Annotated in this window: 17 protein-coding genes; 13 read left to right on the top strand and 4 right to left on the bottom strand. The window is 64.8% G+C overall.

The features are described from left to right. Window positions 1-8 precede the first annotated feature (8 nt). The 6 genes from EN786_RS26110 to EN786_RS26085 all read left to right on the top strand — a co-directional run bounded on the left by EN786_RS26110 (window position 9) and on the right by EN786_RS26085 (window position 5,191). The gene (locus tag EN786_RS26110; RefSeq protein ID WP_127283698.1) at window positions 9-332 is read left to right on the top strand and encodes a phosphoribosyl-ATP diphosphatase; all 324 of its coding nucleotides are present in this window, start codon (window positions 9-11) and stop codon (window positions 330-332) included. 83 nt (window positions 333-415) lie between these two features. Next, window positions 416-1,375: a type I pantothenate kinase gene (gene coaA / locus EN786_RS26105; protein WP_127283699.1), complete on the top strand. Its 960-nt coding sequence runs from the start codon at window positions 416-418 to the stop codon at window positions 1,373-1,375. Between the two features lie 76 nt (window positions 1,376-1,451). Further along, window positions 1,452-2,459 (top strand): glycosyltransferase family 2 protein, encoded by a 1,008-nt coding sequence (locus tag EN786_RS26100; RefSeq protein WP_245478183.1) that lies wholly within the window; start codon window positions 1,452-1,454, stop codon window positions 2,457-2,459. Continuing rightward, complete coding sequence (locus EN786_RS26095) at window positions 2,459-3,229, top strand: class I SAM-dependent methyltransferase (RefSeq protein ID WP_127283700.1); 771 nt, start codon at window positions 2,459-2,461, stop codon at window positions 3,227-3,229. Before EN786_RS26100 ends, EN786_RS26095 begins: the two co-directional genes overlap by 1 nt. 8 nt (window positions 3,230-3,237) lie before the next feature. Next, the gene (locus EN786_RS26090) at window positions 3,238-3,639 is read left to right on the top strand and encodes a GtrA family protein (protein WP_127283701.1); all 402 of its coding nucleotides are present in this window, start codon (window positions 3,238-3,240) and stop codon (window positions 3,637-3,639) included. Next, complete coding sequence (locus tag EN786_RS26085) at window positions 3,632-5,191, top strand: hypothetical protein (protein ID WP_127283702.1); 1,560 nt, start codon at window positions 3,632-3,634, stop codon at window positions 5,189-5,191. The genes EN786_RS26090 and EN786_RS26085 overlap by 8 nt, the downstream gene beginning before the upstream one ends. Before the next feature lie 12 nt (window positions 5,192-5,203). Here EN786_RS26085 and EN786_RS26080 read toward each other — a convergent pair whose 3' ends face one another. The 4 genes from EN786_RS26080 to EN786_RS26065 all read right to left on the bottom strand — a co-directional run bounded on the left by EN786_RS26080 (window position 5,204) and on the right by EN786_RS26065 (window position 9,228). After that, window positions 5,204-6,328: a phosphatase PAP2 family protein gene (locus EN786_RS26080; RefSeq protein ID WP_189340331.1), complete on the bottom strand. Its 1,125-nt coding sequence runs from the start codon at window positions 6,326-6,328 to the stop codon at window positions 5,204-5,206. 58 nt (window positions 6,329-6,386) lie between these two features. Further along, window positions 6,387-7,007 (bottom strand): alpha-ketoglutarate-dependent dioxygenase AlkB, encoded by a 621-nt coding sequence (locus tag EN786_RS26075; protein ID WP_127283704.1) that lies wholly within the window; start codon window positions 7,005-7,007, stop codon window positions 6,387-6,389. Between the two features lie 97 nt (window positions 7,008-7,104). Next, a complete protein-coding gene (gene arfB, locus EN786_RS26070; protein ID WP_128273101.1) occupies window positions 7,105-7,542 on the bottom strand; it encodes an alternative ribosome rescue aminoacyl-tRNA hydrolase ArfB in 438 nt (145 codons plus the stop codon). A gap of 84 nt (window positions 7,543-7,626) precedes the next feature. After that, on the bottom strand, window positions 7,627-9,228 hold the full coding sequence (locus EN786_RS26065; RefSeq protein ID WP_127283706.1) for a phosphoenolpyruvate carboxykinase: 1,602 nt from the start codon (window positions 9,226-9,228) through the stop codon (window positions 7,627-7,629). A gap of 362 nt (window positions 9,229-9,590) precedes the next feature. Here EN786_RS26065 and EN786_RS26060 point away from each other — a divergent pair, with 362 nt between their 5' ends. From EN786_RS26060 to EN786_RS26025, 7 genes are all read left to right on the top strand, one after another. Continuing rightward, window positions 9,591-10,292, top strand: a complete 702-nt coding sequence (locus tag EN786_RS26060; protein ID WP_126057113.1) for a response regulator transcription factor — start codon at window positions 9,591-9,593, stop codon at window positions 10,290-10,292. A gap of 78 nt (window positions 10,293-10,370) precedes the next feature. Continuing rightward, entirely contained in the window at window positions 10,371-12,155 is a 1,785-nt protein-coding gene (locus EN786_RS26055) for a sensor histidine kinase (RefSeq protein WP_135908999.1), read from the top strand. A 14-nt stretch (window positions 12,156-12,169) separates the two neighbouring features. Further along, window positions 12,170-12,631 (top strand): HPr kinase/phosphorylase, encoded by a 462-nt coding sequence (locus EN786_RS26050; protein WP_127283708.1) that lies wholly within the window; start codon window positions 12,170-12,172, stop codon window positions 12,629-12,631. 164 nt (window positions 12,632-12,795) lie between these two features. After that, complete coding sequence (locus EN786_RS26040) at window positions 12,796-13,197, top strand: PTS sugar transporter subunit IIA (protein ID WP_127283710.1); 402 nt, start codon at window positions 12,796-12,798, stop codon at window positions 13,195-13,197. Then, complete coding sequence (locus tag EN786_RS26035; RefSeq protein ID WP_127283711.1) at window positions 13,194-13,490, top strand: HPr family phosphocarrier protein; 297 nt, start codon at window positions 13,194-13,196, stop codon at window positions 13,488-13,490. Before EN786_RS26040 ends, EN786_RS26035 begins: the two co-directional genes overlap by 4 nt. A 215-nt stretch (window positions 13,491-13,705) precedes the next feature. Beyond that, window positions 13,706-15,106 carry an adenosylhomocysteinase gene (ahcY, locus tag EN786_RS26030; protein ID WP_127310907.1) on the top strand — a complete coding sequence of 467 codons (1,401 nt, stop codon included), beginning with the start codon at window positions 13,706-13,708 and terminating at the stop codon, window positions 15,104-15,106. Window positions 15,107-15,294: 188 nt separating this feature from the next. Further along, window positions 15,295-17,859, top strand: coding sequence for a PAS domain-containing sensor histidine kinase (locus EN786_RS26025; RefSeq protein WP_127310906.1), 2,565 nt, complete (start codon window positions 15,295-15,297; stop codon window positions 17,857-17,859). Window positions 17,860-17,865: the final 6 nt, after the last annotated feature.

Genomic DNA, 17,865 nt, shown 5'->3' with positions numbered 1-17,865 from the left:
CGGCGAAAATGACTGAGTTTTCGCTGTCCGATCTGGAAAAGACCATCCGGGAACGCGCCCGCTCCGGCGATCCGGACTCGTGGACGGCAAAGCTGTTCGCCAAGGGCATCGACAAGGCGGCGCAGAAGCTCGGCGAGGAAGCCGTCGAGACGGTGATCGCCGCCGTGCGCGGCGACAGGCAGGGCCTCGTTTCGGAAAGTGCCGATCTTATGTATCATTGGCTGGTCGTCCTCGGCATCGCCGGCGTGCCGCTGGACGAGGTGCTGAAGGAGCTCGAGGGCCGCACCGGCCGCTCGGGGGTTGCCGAAAAAGCGTCGCGGCCCAAGGGCTGACCGTAGAGACGGATTGAGCATGATGTCGCCCGAGAACCGCTTCACACTTTTCGACATCATGCTCTAGGAGGGCAGGAAACTCGATGGATCAGCTTGCTCCTACCGAGAAATACTCCCCCTATCGTTTCTTCTCGGCCGAGCAATGGTCACAGTTCCGCGCCGACACGCCGCTGACGCTGACCGAGGACGAGATCGACCGCTTGCGGTCGTTGAACGACCCGGTCGACCTCGAGGAGGTCAAGCGCATCTATCTGTCGCTGTCGCGGCTGCTCTCGGCGCATGTCGAGGCAAGCCAGCTCCTGTTCCGGCAGCGCCAGGCCTTCTTCAACGCCCAGGACGTGGTCAAGACGCCGTTCATCATCGGCATCGCCGGCTCGGTCGCGGTCGGCAAATCGACCACGGCGCGCGTGCTCAAGGAGCTTCTGGCGCGCTGGCCGTCGAGCCCAAAGGTCGATCTGATCACCACCGACGGCTTTCTGCTGCCAAACGAGATCCTGCGCCGCGACGATCTGATGGAGCGCAAGGGCTTTCCCGACAGCTATGATGTCGGCGCGCTGCTCAGGTTCCTGTCCGGCATCAAGTCGGCGCAACGCAATGTCCGCGCGCCGGTCTATTCGCACCTGACCTACGATGTCATCCCCGGCGAGTTCGTCACCATCGATCGGCCGGACATTTTGATCTTCGAGGGCATCAACGTGCTGCAGCCGGGCAAATTGCCGAGGGACGGCAAGATCGTGCCCTTCCTGTCGGATTTCTTCGACTTCGCCATCTACATCGATGCCGACGAGAAGCTGATCCACCAGTGGTACATCCAGCGCTTCATGCGGCTGCGCGAAACCGCCTTCCGCAACCCGGACTCCTTCTTCCACCGCTATTCGCAGCTTTCGGAAGACGCCGCACGCGCCATCGCCGAGGGGCTGTGGACCAACATCAACCTGAAGAACCTGCGCGAGAACATCCTGCCGACGCGGGCGCGGGCCGACCTCATCCTGCGCAAGGGCGCCAATCACCTGGTCGAGGAGGTGGCGCTGAGGAAGCTTTGAAGCGCCGAGGCATTCCTTAAAGTCATCTTAACCGAGCTTTCCTATTGTCGGGCCCGATCCGCGGGCTGGGCAAGCAATGAACGCGCCATTCCTCCACATCGATCGACCGGCGTCGAGCGGCATCGCGCACCCGCGAACCGGGACGGCGACGGTCGCGCTGATCGTGCCGGTGCACAATGAGGAAAGCGCGATCGCGCCGTTTCTGGCGGCCGTGCGCGAACACACCGACCCGCTGAAGCAGGCCGGCGTCGCCTTCGACTTCATCTTCGTCAATGACGGCAGCAGCGACGCGACGCTCGATCGGCTGATCGAGGCGCAGCAAGCCGATCCGCGCATCCGGGTGATCGACCTGTCGCGCAATTTCGGCAAGGAAGCCGCCTTGACCGCCGGGCTCGATTGCTGCGATGCGGATGCCGCGATCCCGATGGATGCCGATCTCCAGGATCCGCCGCATGTCATTCCGCTGCTTGTCGAGAAATGGCGCGAGGGGTTCGAAGTCGTGCTCGCCAAGCGGACCAGCCGCGCCAACGACAGTTTCCTCAAGCAGCGCTCCGCGTCGATGTTCTACCGCGTTCACAACTGGATCGCGCAGCAGAAGATCCCGCAGGATGTCGGCGATTTCCGGCTCATCGACCGCCAGGTGATCGAGGCGCTGCGTTCGCTTCCCGAGCGGCGCAGGTTCATGAAAGGGCTGTTCGCCTGGGTGGGCTTCCGCTCCGCCACCGTCGAATACAGCCGCGACCAGCGCAGCGCCGGACAATCGAAGTTCTCTGGCTGGCGGCTGTGGAACTTCGCGCTGGAAGGCATCACCAGCTTCTCGAGCGCGCCGCTGGAGGTCTGGACCTATGTCGGCGCGACGATCTCGGCCTTCGCGTTCCTCTACGGCCTCCTGATCATCGCCAAGACGCTGGTTTTCGGCATCGACGTGCCCGGCTATGCTTCGCTGCTGGTCAGCGTGCTGTTCCTCGGCGGCATCCAGCTGCTCGGCATCGGCATCATCGGCCAGTATCTCGGCCGCGTCTATGCCGAGATCAAACAGCGCCCGATCTACATCGTGCGCCGCAAATACGACGGGACGCCCTGATGGAGCTCGATGCCTATCGGCGGATGGCGGCCACCGAGGACGAGCATTGGTGGTTCTGCGGGCGGCGCGCCATCGCCGAGGCGGTCATCCGCGGCCTCGGCCTGCCGCGCGAGGCCGACATCCTCGAGATCGGCGCCGGTACGGGCGGCAACATCAGGATGCTGGAGCAGTTCGGCACCGTCACGGCGGTGGAGATGAACGAGCTGGCGCGCCGGATCGCCCGCGAGAAGACGGGCCGCGACTTCCTTGCCGGCCATCTTCCCGATGGCATGCCCGCGACGCCGGCGAGCTTCGACCTCGTCTGCCTGTTCGACGTGCTGGAACATGTCGCGGAAGACGAAGCCTCGCTGGAGACGATAAGGCGAATGCTGAAGCCGGGCGGCAAGGTCGTGCTCACGGTTCCGGCGCACCAATGGCTGTGGAGCAAGCATGATGTCGGGCTGCACCACATGCGGCGCTATTCGCGCAATCTGTTGAAGACGCGCATCGAACAGGCCGGTTATCGCATCGAGAAGCTGAGCTACACCAATGCGGCGCTGTTTCCGGTGGCGGCGCTCGCCCGCCTTGCCGACCGCCTGCGGCGCTCGAACACCGCTTCCGGGCAGGCGATGCCGCCAAAGCCGATCAACAGCGCGATGAAGGCGCTGTTTTCGGCCGAAAGCCGGATCCTGCCGAACGCCGGGCTGCCGTTCGGCGTCTCGCTGCTTGCCGTGTTCGGCACGGACGCGGTCTTCGACAGGGCGCGACTGGACAGCCGGCTGGCGGCCTGACTCCGACCATGCTGAACATTCTGCGCTCCCACCGGATTTCGCGCTTCGCAGTGATCGGCGGCGCTTCGACGCTGGTCTATGCCGTTTGCGCCCTGGCGCTGTCGCGCGGCGGCACTGGAGCCGCGATGCTCCCGGCAACGGCGGCGTCCGTGGTCGCCTATGCCATTGCGGGCCTATTCTCCTATGCCGGGCACAAGTACTTCACCTTCATGTCGGCTGGCGCGCACGCCTTCGAACTGCCGCGCTTTGCTCTGCTCAACGCGATGGGCCTGGCGACAGCCATCGCCTTGCCGGTCGTCCTCACCGAGCGGCTGGGCATGCCCGCGGCCATCCCGATCGTGCTGACCTGCATCGTCGTGCCGCTGGTGAACTACATCGTGCTCAGGCGTTGGGTGTTCCGCGATGTCTAGAGCCGAGCCCTACGACAAGCCTTTGGCCGGATTTGCTCCCACGTCGCGACCCGTCTGGCGGATCGCGACGCCGCTTTTCCTGACATTCTTGGCTGCCGCCTATGCGGCGTGGCTGGCGATCGCCGTGGTGCCGACCAATGTCGATGTGTCGTGGCTGCTGGTGGTCTGCGAGCGGCTGTTGAACGGCGAACGGCTGAACACCGATATGCTAGAGACCAATCCGCCCTTCTCGATCTGGCTGTATATGCCGTTCGTGCTGCTGGAGAGGCTGACCGGCATAGCGGCCGAGTTCTGGCTGGCGCTCGGGATTGTCTGTCTCGGTCTGGCCAGCCTGGTGGTTTGCGCCCGGATCCTGACGCGCGCCGACCCGATCTACCGGCAGGCCGGCGCCTTCTGGGTGCTGGCGGCGGCGGCATTCATGGTTCTGTGTTTCCTGCCGGATCAGTTCGGCCAGCGCGAGCAGTTCGCGCTGATCGGCATCCTGCCCTGGCTGGCATTGCAGTGCGCGCGCCAGCGGCAGCCGGACTTCGTTGCCGGGTCGCTTGCCGAACGCATCGTGGCCGGCCTCGGCGCCGGCGTCATGGTGATGGTCAAGCCACCCCACTTCGCCCTGGCCTTCGTCGTGCCGTCGCTGTGCCTCGCCTGGCAACGGCGTTCGCCAAGGCCGATCCTCGTTACAGAAAACCTTATCGGGGCCGCGATGGCCGTTTTCTACGTGGCCAGCATCGCGATCTTCGACCGCGGCTACCTGACGGAAGTCCTGCCGCTCGTCAGGGAAGTCTACCTGCCGCTTCGCGCGCCGCTGCTCGACAATCTGGAGAACTGGCCGAAGATCGTGCTGCTGCTGTCGGCCGCGATCGTTGTCGGGACGGGAGGGTTGAGGCATGTGCATTGGGATACAAGGATCGCGCTGGCAAGCGCGCTCGGCCTGGTCCCCGCCTTCCTGCTGATGGGCAAGGGATGGCCGAACCACGCCCTGCCGATGGTCGCGATCACGGCAATCGCGTTCGGCCTGCAGCTTCTGCGGTTCGGCGATTTCCCCAAGGCAGGGATGGTTCGCAAAGCCGCGCTGATGTTCGGTTGCGTGCTGCTGCTGCAAGCGACGACCAGGGCGCAGTATGACGCGCTGACCAGGGACAGCGGACCGATCGAGCGATCCGTCGCGGCGATCCGCGGCAGCTTCGACCATCCGACGATCGTATCGATTGCCTCCCAGATGCAGGCCGCCTTCCCCCTGACCCGGTTGGTCGGCGGCAGGTTCGTGTCGCGCAACCCCGGCGCCTGGATGGTCTCCAGCGCCCAGAAACTGGTGGACAGGACCGATGACCCCGAACAGAAGCTGAGACTGGAGACAATCCGCGATCGGGCGATCGGCGACTTTGCCGCCGAGATAGCGGCAAAGCAGCCCGACATCGTGCTGGCAGGCCCGGCAGGCAATCCGTCCTGGGATGCGCTCATGCACGGCGACAAGCGGATCGCTTCTGCCTTGCGCAATTACCGTGTGCTGCATGCGGAGCCGGCAATCACCGTCTACCGGCGCATCCAAAGATGAAGGATACGGCGCTCAGAACGCCGCGATGGCCGCCTCGGGGCGATTGACGGTCGCTGTCTGCATGGCCGCCACCGGCCGGGAATCGGCCGGGATCAGCTTGCGAGCCACGACATAGACGATGAGGGTGACGATGGCGCTGACATAGCCGTCGATCGCATAATGCCAGGCGAGGTAAACCGAGCTGGCCGCGACGAAGGCGACATAGACGAACGCCAGCGCACCCAGATAGCGGTTGAACTCGCGCAGGAACAGCGCGTTCAGCATCGCCAACCCGACATGCACGCTCGGGAACGCCGAAATGCCCGAGCCAAAGCCGGTCTGCCTGGCCTCGTGCAGCGTCCACAGATACTGCTGATAGGAAACGGCGGAGTTGCGCGACGCGGCGCCATGGGCCAGGAACGCAAGCTGTTCGCCAAACCGGGCCACGTCTCCCGTGACCGAGCCATAGAACGCCGGGCCCGCCGACAGGAACAGCGCCGCCAGCACGTTGCCGACGACGATCCAGACGGCCATGAAGCAGGCCAGGTAGCGCGTGCGAACCGATGCCACCATGGGCGACGTCGCGACAAAGAACAGGGCGCCGAAATTGAGCAGGAACCAGAACACGTTGTAGTTCCACTCGATTGCCGCGCGGACCGAATCGTTTTCGGCCACGGCGTAAAGCCAGCGCCACGGATCGGTGCCAAAATGCAGGAAGGCGTCGATGTTGGCTTGCGCCACGTCGAACGGAAAACCGTCCTGCCAGACCGGCATGCCGTTCTTCACCGAGGTGAACGTGCCTTGGAAGATCATCAGCGCCATAAGCAGGCTCAGCCCGGAGAACGCGTAGGCCAACCGCGTCGTGGAAAAGATCCGTTTCGCGGCAAGACGGCGCCGGGGGCCGAAGCGGCGGACGATCAGGATGAGGTCGATAAGGATAGCAAAAGCCGGCAATATCAGACAGTTAAGCAGAGTCCATCTGCCGTAGTAAATCGAATAGGCGGTGCGGTCGTCAGCGCCTATCGCATGCAGGAAGACCAGTCCCGCCAACGTATAGATGACGATGCTCAGATAAAGGCCCGAATCCCTGCGAACGAGCTGAATTGCCCCGCAGACGATCGTCCACAGGTGACGGATAACCAAACCGCTCTCATTCATTGCCCGACCCCACATCGCAGCGCCTTGGCGTATTTATGAAAAAAGTCTGTAGATTCGGTTAGCGGGCGTGCATCGTCACCCGCCGCAACGTCAGATTGATACGGCCGCCATTCTTCAGCAGCGCCGAGGTCGACGGGTAGATGCGGTCGACGCCGTGGAAGCAAAGGCGGCCCTCGCCGCCGAGCACGACGACGTCGCCGCTTTTCAGCCGGAAGGATTTTGTGCCGCCTTCGCGCGTGGTCTGGCCGACCCTGAACAGGCAATCGTCGCCGAGCGACACGGAGACGACGGGCGCGGCGAAATCTTCCTCGTCGCGGTCCTGGTGCAGGCCCATCCTGGCGTCGCTCGAATAGAAATTGACGAGACAGGCCTGCGGCGGATGCGGATAGGCCGCAACCTCCTGCCATACTTTCAGCAAGGCCTCCGGGATCGGCGGCCAGGGCAGTCCTGAGACCGGATGCGTCGGCTGATAGCGGTAGCCACGCTCCTTGTCGGTGACCCAGCCGAGCGGGCCGCAATTGGTCATGCGCACGCTCATTTCCTTGCCGGTGCGCGGCATGGCCGGCACGAACAAGGGCGCAGCCTGCACCACCGCCCTGATCTCTTCGACCAGCGCTTCCTGCGCTGGGCGCGGCAGGTAGCCGGGCATGTGGCGGACACCCTTGGGCAAAACGAGCATGGGATTTCCGTTCGATCCGGTTAACGCGCCCGAGCATGCCACCGATGGGGAAAGTCGGCGACCCGAAAGCGGCCAGCGCGGTCTTCGCCGGCCCGTCTCAGTCGTTCTCGACCCGGCCGCGCAGCTTCTTCACCGTGGAGCGCCCGGCCTTGGTCTTGAGGCGGCGCTCGACGGCGCCTTTCGACGGCCTGGTCTTCTTGCGCGGCGGCGGCGGCGGCTCGGCCGCCTTGGCGACCAGCGCGGTCAGCCTCGCCCGCGCATCGGCCCGGTTCTGCTCCTGGGTGCGGAAGCGTCCGGCCTCGATGACGACGACGCCATCCTTGGTGGCGCGCTGGCCGGCAAGCTTGATGGTGCGCTCGCGCACCCGCTCCGGCAGGCCCTCGGCGTTGGCGGCATCGAAGCGCAGTTGCACGGCGGTGGCCACCTTGTTGACGTTCTGGCCGCCGGGACCCGAGGAACGGATGAAATCCTCGTGCAGATCGCCGGGATGGATCACCACATTGTCGGCAATGATGATTTTGTCGTCTGAAGCCATGCCGCAGTCATGACGCGGCGGCGTGAAAAAGAAAAGACCCGGCGGAAAGCCGGGTCTTGGACAGAAAGACTATAGCCGCAACGACTATTCGGCCGCTTCCTGCAGGCGCGGCGCGGCACCCATGATGGTCGCGTCGACATGCGGCTCGAACTTCTCGAAATTGGCGGCGAACATGCCGACCAGCCTCGCCGCCTGGCGGTCGTAGGCCGGCTTGTCGGCCCAGGTCGAGCGCGGATCGAGGATGGCGCGCTCGACGCCGGCGACCGCCACCGGCACCGCGAAGCCGAAATTGGCGTCGGTGCGGAAATCGGCCGTCTTCAGCGAGCCGTCGAGCGCGGCGGAGAGCAGCGCCCGCGTCACCTTGATCGGCATGCGGCGACCGGTGCCGTAAGCGCCGCCGGTCCAACCAGTATTGACCAGCCAGCAATCGGCGCCATGGCCGGCGATCAGCTCGCGCAGCAGATTGCCGTATTCCGACGGGTGGCGCGGCATGAACGGCGCGCCGAAACAGGTCGAGAAGGTCGCTTCCGGCTCGGTGACGCCCTTTTCGGTGCCGGCGACCTTGGCCGTATAGCCGGAGAGGAAATGGTACATCGCCTGCGCCGGGGTCAGTTTCGCGATCGGCGGCATCACGCCGAAGGCGTCGGCGGTCAGCATGATGATGTTTTTGGGATGACTGGCGCGGCCGGTCTTCGAGGCATTGGGGATGTAGTCGAGCGGATAGGCGCAGCGCGTGTTTTCGGTCAGGCTGCCGTTGTCGAAATCCGGCACGCGGTCGGCGCCGAGCACGACATTTTCCAGCACGGTGCCGAAGCGCTGCGTGGTGGCGAAGATCTCCGGCTCTGCCTCGGCCGAGAGCCTGATCGTCTTGGCGTAGCAGCCGCCCTCGAAGTTGAAGATGCCGTGCGGGCCCCAGCCGTGCTCGTCATCGCCGATCAGCGTGCGCGACGGATCGGCCGACAGCGTCGTCTTGCCGGTTCCGGAGAGGCCGAAGAACACCGCCGCGTCGCCCGCCGGGCCTTCATTGGCCGAGCAGTGCATCGGCATCACGCCCTTGGCCGGCAGCAGATAGTTGAGGGCGGTGAACACCGACTTCTTCATCTCGCCGGCATAGGAGGTGCCGCCGATCAGCACGATCATGCGCGTCAGATCGACGGCGATCACCGTTTCGGTGCGGGTGCCGTGGCGGGCCGGGTCGGCGCGGAACGAGGGCAGGTCGATGATCGTCATCCCCGGCACGAAATGCGCGAGCTCCGACGCCTCGGGGCGGATCAGGAGATTGCGGATGAACAGCGAATGCCAGGCGAATTCGGTGACGACCCGGGTCGGCAGCTTCAGATCCGAATCGGCGCCGCCGACCAGATCCTGAACATAGAGGTCCTTGTTCGCCGCATGGGCGTGGAAATCTGCCAGCAGCGCATCGAACTGCGCCGGCGAGATCGCCTTGTTGTTGTCCCACCAGACATGCGGTTCGGTGGCGCCGTCGCGCACGACGAATTTGTCCTTGGGCGAGCGTCCCGTATGCTGGCCGGTCTCGGCGACGAGGGCGCCATGGGCGGTGAGCCTGGCCTCGCCGCGGCGGATCGCTTCCTCGTACAGCGCGGCGGCGCCGAAGTTATAGCGTACCGTGCCCGTGGTCTTCAGATCGAGGGGGCATGCGGGATTGCGTTTGCCGGCTTCCGACATCAAGGGTTCCTTCTACGTTTGCCGCATCTGGCTTTGCTTTGCCGCGTCTGGCCGGCGGATGACCGGCGCCCCGATGCCGGGGCTGAGAGGGTCAGAACCAGAAAACCCGAATGATATCAAATCTTTAATCGATTTAAAAAATTTGAAAGTTGTTTAAATCGTTTATATGTGCAAAAAATCACAGTGGTTGCCCAAAGGATTGGCAAACCTTGTTCGTCCAATCCGCGTAGGGGTGCGAATGCGGCCGCCGGCACGCTGTGCGTGACACTGCGCGGAGCCTATGCCACATTTTGTACCTAATTTGTCCTGCAAAAGCCCCTTCTCGACGAAAGAAGGGACAGCTCATGAGGGAGCCGCTTGAAATGGCAACAATCGCGCTTGTCGACGACGACCGCAATATCCTGACGTCGGTGTCGATCGCCCTCGAATCCGAGGGCTATCGCGTCGAAACCTACACGGATGGTGCGTCGGCGCTGGAAGGCCTGGCGGCGCGGCCGCCGAATCTCGCCATCCTCGACATCAAGATGCCGCGCATGGACGGCATGGAACTCTTGCGCCGGATGCGTCAGAAATCCGACCTGCCGGTGATCTTCCTGACCTCCAAGGACGACGAGATCGACGAGCTCTTCGGCCTCAAGATGGGCGCCGACGACTTCATCCGCAAACCGTTCTCGCAGCGCCTGCTGGTCGAGCGGGTGCGCGCGGTGCTGCGCCGCACCAGCGCCCGCGAGGCCGCCGCCAAGCAGCCCAGCCAGCAGGCCCGCTCGCTGGAGCGCGGCCAGCTGGTGATGGACCAGGAGCGGCATACCTGCACCTGGAAGGGCGAGCCGGTGACGCTGACGGTCACCGAATTCCTCATCCTGCATTCGCTGGCGCAGCGTCCCGGGGTGGTAAAAAGCCGTGATGCGCTGATGGATTCGGCCTATGATGAACAGGTCTATGTCGACGATCGCACCATCGACAGCCACATCAAGCGGCTGCGCAAGAAGTTCAAGGCCGTCGACGACGACTTCGAAATGATCGAAACCCTTTACGGAGTCGGATACCGGTTCCGCGAAGCGTAAGTTGATGCATGCCGCTCGACGGTGTACGGCGGTTTGGGTCAACGACATGCGTAGGAACAGGCCGGGAGCTGCTATTCGATGGCAGTGGACGTAGAGCGGAACAGAAGGGCGGGCGCCGTCAGGCGGCCGTCCAGGATGCTGCCCGCATTCCTGTCGAAGATCACCGTGCCGATGCGCCGTTTCCTCGGCCATCACATCTTCTCCAGCCTGACCCGCCGCATCCTGTTCCTCAACCTTGCCGGCCTGGCGGTGCTGGTTACCGGCATCCTCTATCTCAACACCTTCCGCGACGGGCTGATCGATGCCCGCGTCGAAAGCCTGATGACGCAGGGCGAGATCATCGCCGGCGCGATCGCGGCGTCGGCGACGGTGGAGACCGATTCGATCAGCATCGATCCGGAAAAGCTGCTTGAGCTGCAGGCGGGCGAGAGCCTGGGCCCCGGTTCCGACCAGCTCGACAATCTCGACTTCCCGATCAACCCTGAGCGGGTCGCGCCGGTGCTGCGGCGGCTGATCTCGCCGACGCGCACGCGCGCCCGCATCTACGACCGCGACGCCAACCTGCTGCTCGATTCGCGCCATCTCTATTCGCGCGGCCAGATTCTGCGCTACGACCTGCCACCGGTCGACGACGAGCAGCCGGGCATCGTCGAGCGCGTCGAAAAGTTCGTCTTCGACTTCTTCCGCAACAAGGACCTGCCGGTCTATCACGAGCAGCCCGGCGGCAACGGCGCGGCGTTTCCGGAAGTGGTCAAGGCGCTGACCGGCAGCCCCTCGACCATCGTGCGCATCAGCGAGCAGGGCGAGCAGATCGTCTCCGTCGCCGTGCCGATCCAGCGCTTCCGTGCCGTGCTCGGCGTGCTGATGCTGTCGACCGAAGGCGGCGACATCGACAAGATCGTCTCCGCCGAGCGCAAGGCGATCCTGCGCGTCTTCGGCATTGCGGCACTTGTCACCGCCATCCTGTCGATGCTCCTCGCCTCGACCATCGCCAACCCGTTGCGCCGGCTTTCCGCCGCCGCGGTCAGGGTGCGGCGCGGCGTCAAGAACCGCGAGGAAATCCCCGACTTCTCCGACCGCCAGGACGAGATCGGCAATTTGTCGATCGCCGTCCGCGACATGACCAACGCGCTCTATGCCCGCATCGAGGCGATCGAGAGCTTCGCCGCCGACGTCTCGCACGAACTGAAGAACCCGCTGACGTCACTGCGCAGCGCCGTTGAGACGCTGCCCCTGGCGAAGAACGAGAATTCGCGCGGGCGGCTGATGGAGATCATCCAGCACGACGTGCGGCGGCTCGACCGGCTGATCACCGACATTTCCGACGCATCGCGCCTCGACGCCGAGCTGGCGCGCGAGGATGCGGGAACGGTCGACCTCAAGACCTTCATCACCGACCTCGTCGCCGTCTCGCGCGAGACGACGCGCAACAAGAAGGCGGTCGAGATCGAGCTCAAGGTGGCCAAGCTGCCGCAAGGCGTCAAAGGCTATGTCGTCGCCGGCCACGACCTGCGGATCGGCCAGGTGATCACCAATCTGATCGAGAATGCCCGCTCCTTCGTCCCCGAGGAGCATGGCCATATCACCATCTCGCTGGCGCGGGCCGGCAAGCTCAACATCGTCACCGTCGACGACAACGGGCCGGGCATCCGGGCCGACAACATCGACCGCATCTTCGAGCGTTTCTACACCGACCGTCCGGCCGGCGAGGCCTTCGGCCAGAATTCCGGCCTTGGCCTGTCGATCAGCCGGCAGATCGTCGAGGCGCATGGCGGCACGCTGACGGCCGAAAACATCCCCGGCACCAAGCCCGGCGAGATCAAGGGCGCGCGCTTCGTGGTGACGCTGCCGGCCGAAGGTTGACTTCCGACGCCATCATGTCCGATCCCGCCGCGAAGCCCGAAAACATCCACGGAACCGCTATCCTGATCGGCGAGCGCGGCGTCCTCATCACCGGAGCGTCCGGCGCCGGCAAGACGACGCTGGCGCTGACGCTGATCGACCATTGCCGCGCGCGCGGCCTGTTTTCACGGCTGGTCGGCGACGACAGGCTGCTGGCCATGGCGCATGGCGGGCGGCTGGTGTGCCGCGTGCCGGCGACCATCGCCGGCCTCGCCGAGGTGCCCGGCTTCATTCCGCGGCCGCTGCCATTCGAGCCGGGCGCGGTGATCGACCTCAATGTGCGGCTGGTGCCACAGGCGGAAATGGCGCGTTTCCAGGAGGAAATCCGCGAACCGGTCGCCGGCTGCCCGGTGCCGCGCGTCGACCTTGCCGAGCGCAATGCGGCCACCGCCCTGCCGGCCGTGATGGCGCGGCTCTCCATCGCGCCTTTTCTGTGATCCGCTTCGGCTTTTTTGCTGCAATGCGTCAAAATGGCCCGGGCCGGCGCAATTTTGGGCTTGTCAACGCGCCGCGCGTCGACAAGATAGCGCTCCCGCCGCCTGGAATGGCTGGCGAGCATAAAATACGCCTGTGAAGCGGCGATGACGGGAGCCACCAAAGAATGATCGGACTCGTGCTCGTGACGCACGGTCAGCTGGCCACGGAGTTCCGACATGCCGTGGAACATGTCGTCGGGCCGCAGGACAATTTCGAAACCGTGGCGATCGGCGCCGAAGACGATATGGAGCAGCGCCGCCGCGACATCGTCGACGCCGTGGCGCGCGTCGACACCGGCGCCGGCGTCATCGTCTTGACCGACATGTTCGGCGGCACGCCCTCGAACCTTGCCATCTCGGTGATGGAATCCGGCCGCATCGAGGTCATCGCCGGCATGAACCTGCCGATGCTGATCAAGCTTTCCTCGATCCGCAAGGGCGACAACATGGCCGCCGCGCTCGACGAGGCGCAGGCCGCGGGGCGCAAATACATCAACGTCGCCAGCCAGCTCCTGAGCAGCAAATGAACGCGCTGTCGCCGGAACAGGACCAGCTCGTGCGGGATTTTCCGATCATCAACCAGCGCGGCCTGCATGCGCGCGCCTCGGCGAAGTTCGTCCAGGTCGCCAGCAGCTTCGATGCCGCCATCCATGTCGAGAAGGACGGCGTCACGGTCGGCGGAACCTCGATCATGGGCCTGATGATGCTGGCGGCAAGCCCGGGCTATTCGATCCGCGTCACCGCCAGCGGCCCGCAAGCGCTGCAGGCCATCGACGCGCTGGAGCAGCTGGTCGCCGGGCGCTTCGGCGAGGAATGCTGACGACGAGCTTTTTGTCTTCATGCATGTCGTTACCCCAAAACCGCTGCACACTTTTGGGCGACATGCATCGGCGCAAAGACATGCACGAATAAAGATTTCTTTATATCCCATTGTCGTTTGGATGCCGATCTGCTAGTCAGGCCGGCAATCCGCGCCCTTCCACGCGCCGTCAGGCGCCGGCGCGTGTCACAGACAAATCACACCGGAGCACTGCCATGACGGGTAGCAAGGACTATGTGGTCGCCGACATTTCGCTTGCCGGCTGGGGCCGCAAGGAGATCGAGATCGCCGAAACCGAAATGCCGGGCCTGATGGCCTGCCGCGAGGAGTTCGGCGACAAGAAGCCGCTCAAGGGCGCGCGCATCACCGGCTCGCTGCACATGACGATCCAGACGGCGGTTCTGATCGAGACGCTGAAGGCGCTGGGCGCCGACATCCGCTGGGCCTCGTGCAACATCTTCTCGACCCAGGACCATGCCGCGGCGGCGATCGCCGAAGCCGGCATTCCGGTGTTCGCCATCAAGGGCGAGACGCTCGAGGACTATTGGGAATACACCGACAAGATCTTCCAGTGGGCCGATGGCGGCACCTCCAACATGATCCTCGACGATGGCGGCGACGCCACCATGTACATCCTGATCGGCGCCCGCGCCGAGGCCGGCGAGGATGTGCTGTCCAACCCGGGCAGCGAGGAGGAAGAGATCCTGTTCGCGCAGATCAAGAAGCGCCTGAAGGCCTCGCCCGGCTTCTTCACCAAGCAGAAGGAAGCGATCCGCGGCGTCACCGAGGAGACGACCACCGGCGTCAACCGCCTCTACCAGCTGCAGAAGAAGGGCCTGCTGCCGTTCCCGGCGATCAACGTCAACGATTCCGTCACCAAGTCGAAGTTCGACAACAAATACGGCTGCAAGGAATCGCTGGTCGACGGCATCCGCCGCGGCACCGACACGATGATGGCCGGCAAGGTCGCGGTCGTCTGCGGCTATGGCGATGTCGGCAAGGGCTCGTCGGCCTCGCTGAAGGGCGCCGGCGCCCGCGTCAAGGTCACCGAGGTCGATCCGATTTGCGCGCTGCAGGCGGCGATGGACGGTTTCGAGGTGGTCACGCTCGAGGACGCGGCGCCGACCGCGGACATCGTCATCACCACCACCGGCAACAAGGATGTCGTCACCCTCGACCACATGCGGTCGATGAAGGACATGGTGATCGTCGGCAACATCGGCCACTTCGACAACGAGATACAGGTGGCGTCGCTGCGCAACCTGAAATGGACCAATGTCAAGCCGCAGGTCGACATGATCACCTTCCCGGACGGCAAGCGCATGATCCTGTTGTCCGAAGGCCGGCTGCTCAATCTCGGCAACGCCACGGGCCATCCGAGCTTCGTCATGTCGGCGTCCTTCACCAACCAGGTGCTGGCGCAGATCGAGCTCTACTCGAAGCACGGCCAGTACCAGAACCAGGTCTATGTGCTGCCGAAACATCTCGACGAGAAGGTCGCGCGCCTGCATCTCGGCAAGCTCGGCGCCCGGCTGACCGAACTGTCAGGCGAGCAGGCCGCCTATATCGGCGTGACGCCGCAAGGTCCGTTCAAGCCGGAACACTACCGCTATTAACCAAAACGAAAATTACCACTAGATATTGAAGCCGGGCGATTGACTTTCGCCCGGCTTTATTTTTGCGCCGAATGATTCTTCACGCCGATTCCAGCAGGCGTTATTGTTGTGATTCGCGGTCCGGGGGACGAGGGCCGGGATACGCAATCTGGGCGGTCTTGCATTCAGGCGGCGAAGAGGACCAAGACATGCCGGGGGAAAACCCGCCTCGTGCGGGACAGGCCGTTTCCGGCGGCCAAAGCGATTCGGTGAGATCGGGCTCCGCCGTCAGGGGCGGGCGTTTGCTGCGGCGTGCCGGTGTCCGCATGGCGGCGCTGCTTGCCGGCTCGGCGCTTTGCAGCCCGTTACTTGGCCTTGCGGCGCATGCCGAAGGCGGCGTCGCGCAATCGGCCGGACTATCGGTCAGCACGGTCGAGGTCATGCAGCTCGCCATGTTCGCCGGGGTCATGGGGGCCGCCCTTGTCTCGGCCATCTTCCTGATCCGCGAAAGAGCCCGCACGTCGGCGCAGAACGCCGAGCTCAGGACCCGCATCGCCGACGTCAACGCGGCGCTGCAGCGCTCCGAGGCGCTGCTCAATCTGCGCGACCAGCGCGTCGTGGTGTGGGCTTCCGAGAACAAGAAGCCGGAACTCATCGGCACATTGCCGCTGGAGAGCGGCGCGCCCGAGGACCGCGCCGCCTTCCTCGCCTTCGGCCGCTGGCTGATGCCGCGTTCGGCCGCCGCGCTCGAGCATGCCGTGGCGGCGTTGCGGGAAAAGGCAAGGACCTTCGATCTCGTCATCGAGACGCAGGCCGGGGTGCCGCTCGAGGTGCAGGGCCGCAAGAGCGCGGCGCATGTGCTGGTGCGCTTCGTCTCGCTATCGGAAACGCTGCGCGGCCAGGCAAGGCTGAAGATCGAGAACCAGCGACTCAGCGCCGACTACGACACCATGCTTGGCCTGCTCGACGCGCTGAAGATGCCGACATGGCTGCGCGCCGCCGACGGGCGGCTGAAATGGGTCAACCGCGCCTATGCCGAAGCGGTCGAGGCGCCAAATGCCGAAGCCGCGGTGCGCGAGGCCAAGGAGTTCCTCGGCGGCCAGGCGCGCGAACAGATCGCCGAGCAGCACAAGGCGCGGCCGGTGTTCGAGCAAACGCTGTCGACGGTGATCGAAGGCGATCGCCGCATGTTCTCGGTGACCGATTTCGCCGGTGCCGACGGCTCGGCCGGGCTTGCCTGCGACACCAGCGCCACCGAGACCATCCGCGGCGAATATGAGCGGACGGTGCGCAGCCACGCGGACACGCTCGACCAGCTCAACACAGCGGTCGCCATCTTCGACGCCAACGAGAAGCTGCGTTTCTTCAACCAGGCGTTCCAGAAACTGTGGAACCTTGACAGCGGCTTCCTGCACAGCGCACCGGACAATGCCCTGCTGCTCGACCGGCTGCGCAGCGAGGGCAAGATCGCCGAACAGCCGGAGTGGCGGCGCTGGAAGGAAGGCCTGCTCGGCGCCTATCGCGCGGTCGAATCGCAAGAGCACTGGTGGCACCTGCCGGACGGCAAGACCATTCGCGTGGTGGCCAATCCGCAGCCCAAGGGCGGCGTGACCTGGGTGTTCGAGAACCTGACCGAGAAGATGGATCTCGAAAGCCGCTACCAGACGGCGGTGCGCGTCCAGGGCGAAACGCTGGACAATCTCGCCGAAGGTGTCGCGGTGTTCGGTCCGGACGGTCGGCTGCGGCTGTCGAACCCGGCATTCGTGGCGCTGTGGGGGCTGGACCAGGACGTGGTCAAGCCCAATGTCCATGTCTCGGCGATCCGCGACCTCTGCGACCGGCGGGCCAAGGACAGCCCGTGGGGCGGCTTCGTCGCCGCCATCACCGGTTTCGACGACGAACGCCGCGACCGCCATGGCCAGAGCGAACTCGTCAACGGCACGGTGCTCAGCTACGCCGTCATCCATCTGCCCAACGGGCAAGTGATGATGACCTTCGTCGACGTCACCGACAGCGTCAATGTAGAGCGGGCGCTGAAGGACAAGAACGAGGCGCTGGAGCGGTCCGACCAGCTGAAGAACGAGTTCGTGCAGCACGTTTCCTACGAACTGCGCTCGCCGCTGACCAACATCATCGGCTTCACCGAGCTGCTGTCGTTGCCCGCGACAGGGCCGCTGACGCCGAAGCAGCGCGAATATGTCGAGCATGTCGGCTCGTCCTCCTCGGTGCTGCTCACCATCGTCAACGACATATTGGATCTCGCCACCGTCGATGCCGGCATCATGCAGCTCGACATCTCCGAGGTCAGCGTCGACCGGACGATCGCCGCCGCCGCCGAGCTGGTCGCCGACCGGCTGGAGGAGCACTCGATCACGCTCAAGGTCGACGCCGCGGCGGCGCCGAAGAGCTTCCATGGCGACGAGACCCGCATCCGCCAGATCCTCTACAATCTCCTGAGCAACGCCGCGAACTACGCGCCGGAAGCAAGCACGGTCACCCTCGCCTGCCGCCAGCTCGCCGAGGGCGTGGAATTCTCCGTCCATGACGACGGGCCCGGCATGCCGCCGGATGTGCTGGATTCGGTGTTCCGCCGCTTCGAGCCGCGGACCAATGGCGGGCGCCGGCGCGGCGCCGGCCTCGGCCTGTCGATCGTCAAGAGCTTTGTCGAATTGCATGGCGGCAGCGTCCGCATCGAGACCGGCAAGGAACAGGGCACCACCGTCATCTGCACCTTCCCCGCCGCGCCTTCGGGCATTCGCGCCGCGGCCGAGTAGCGGGCC

This window comes from Mesorhizobium sp. M4B.F.Ca.ET.143.01.1.1, from assembly GCF_004792275.1.
In the GTDB taxonomy this organism is placed as follows: Bacteria; Pseudomonadota; Alphaproteobacteria; order Rhizobiales; family Rhizobiaceae; genus Mesorhizobium; species Mesorhizobium abyssinicae.
This window is presented reverse-complemented; position numbering and strand designations above follow the sequence as displayed.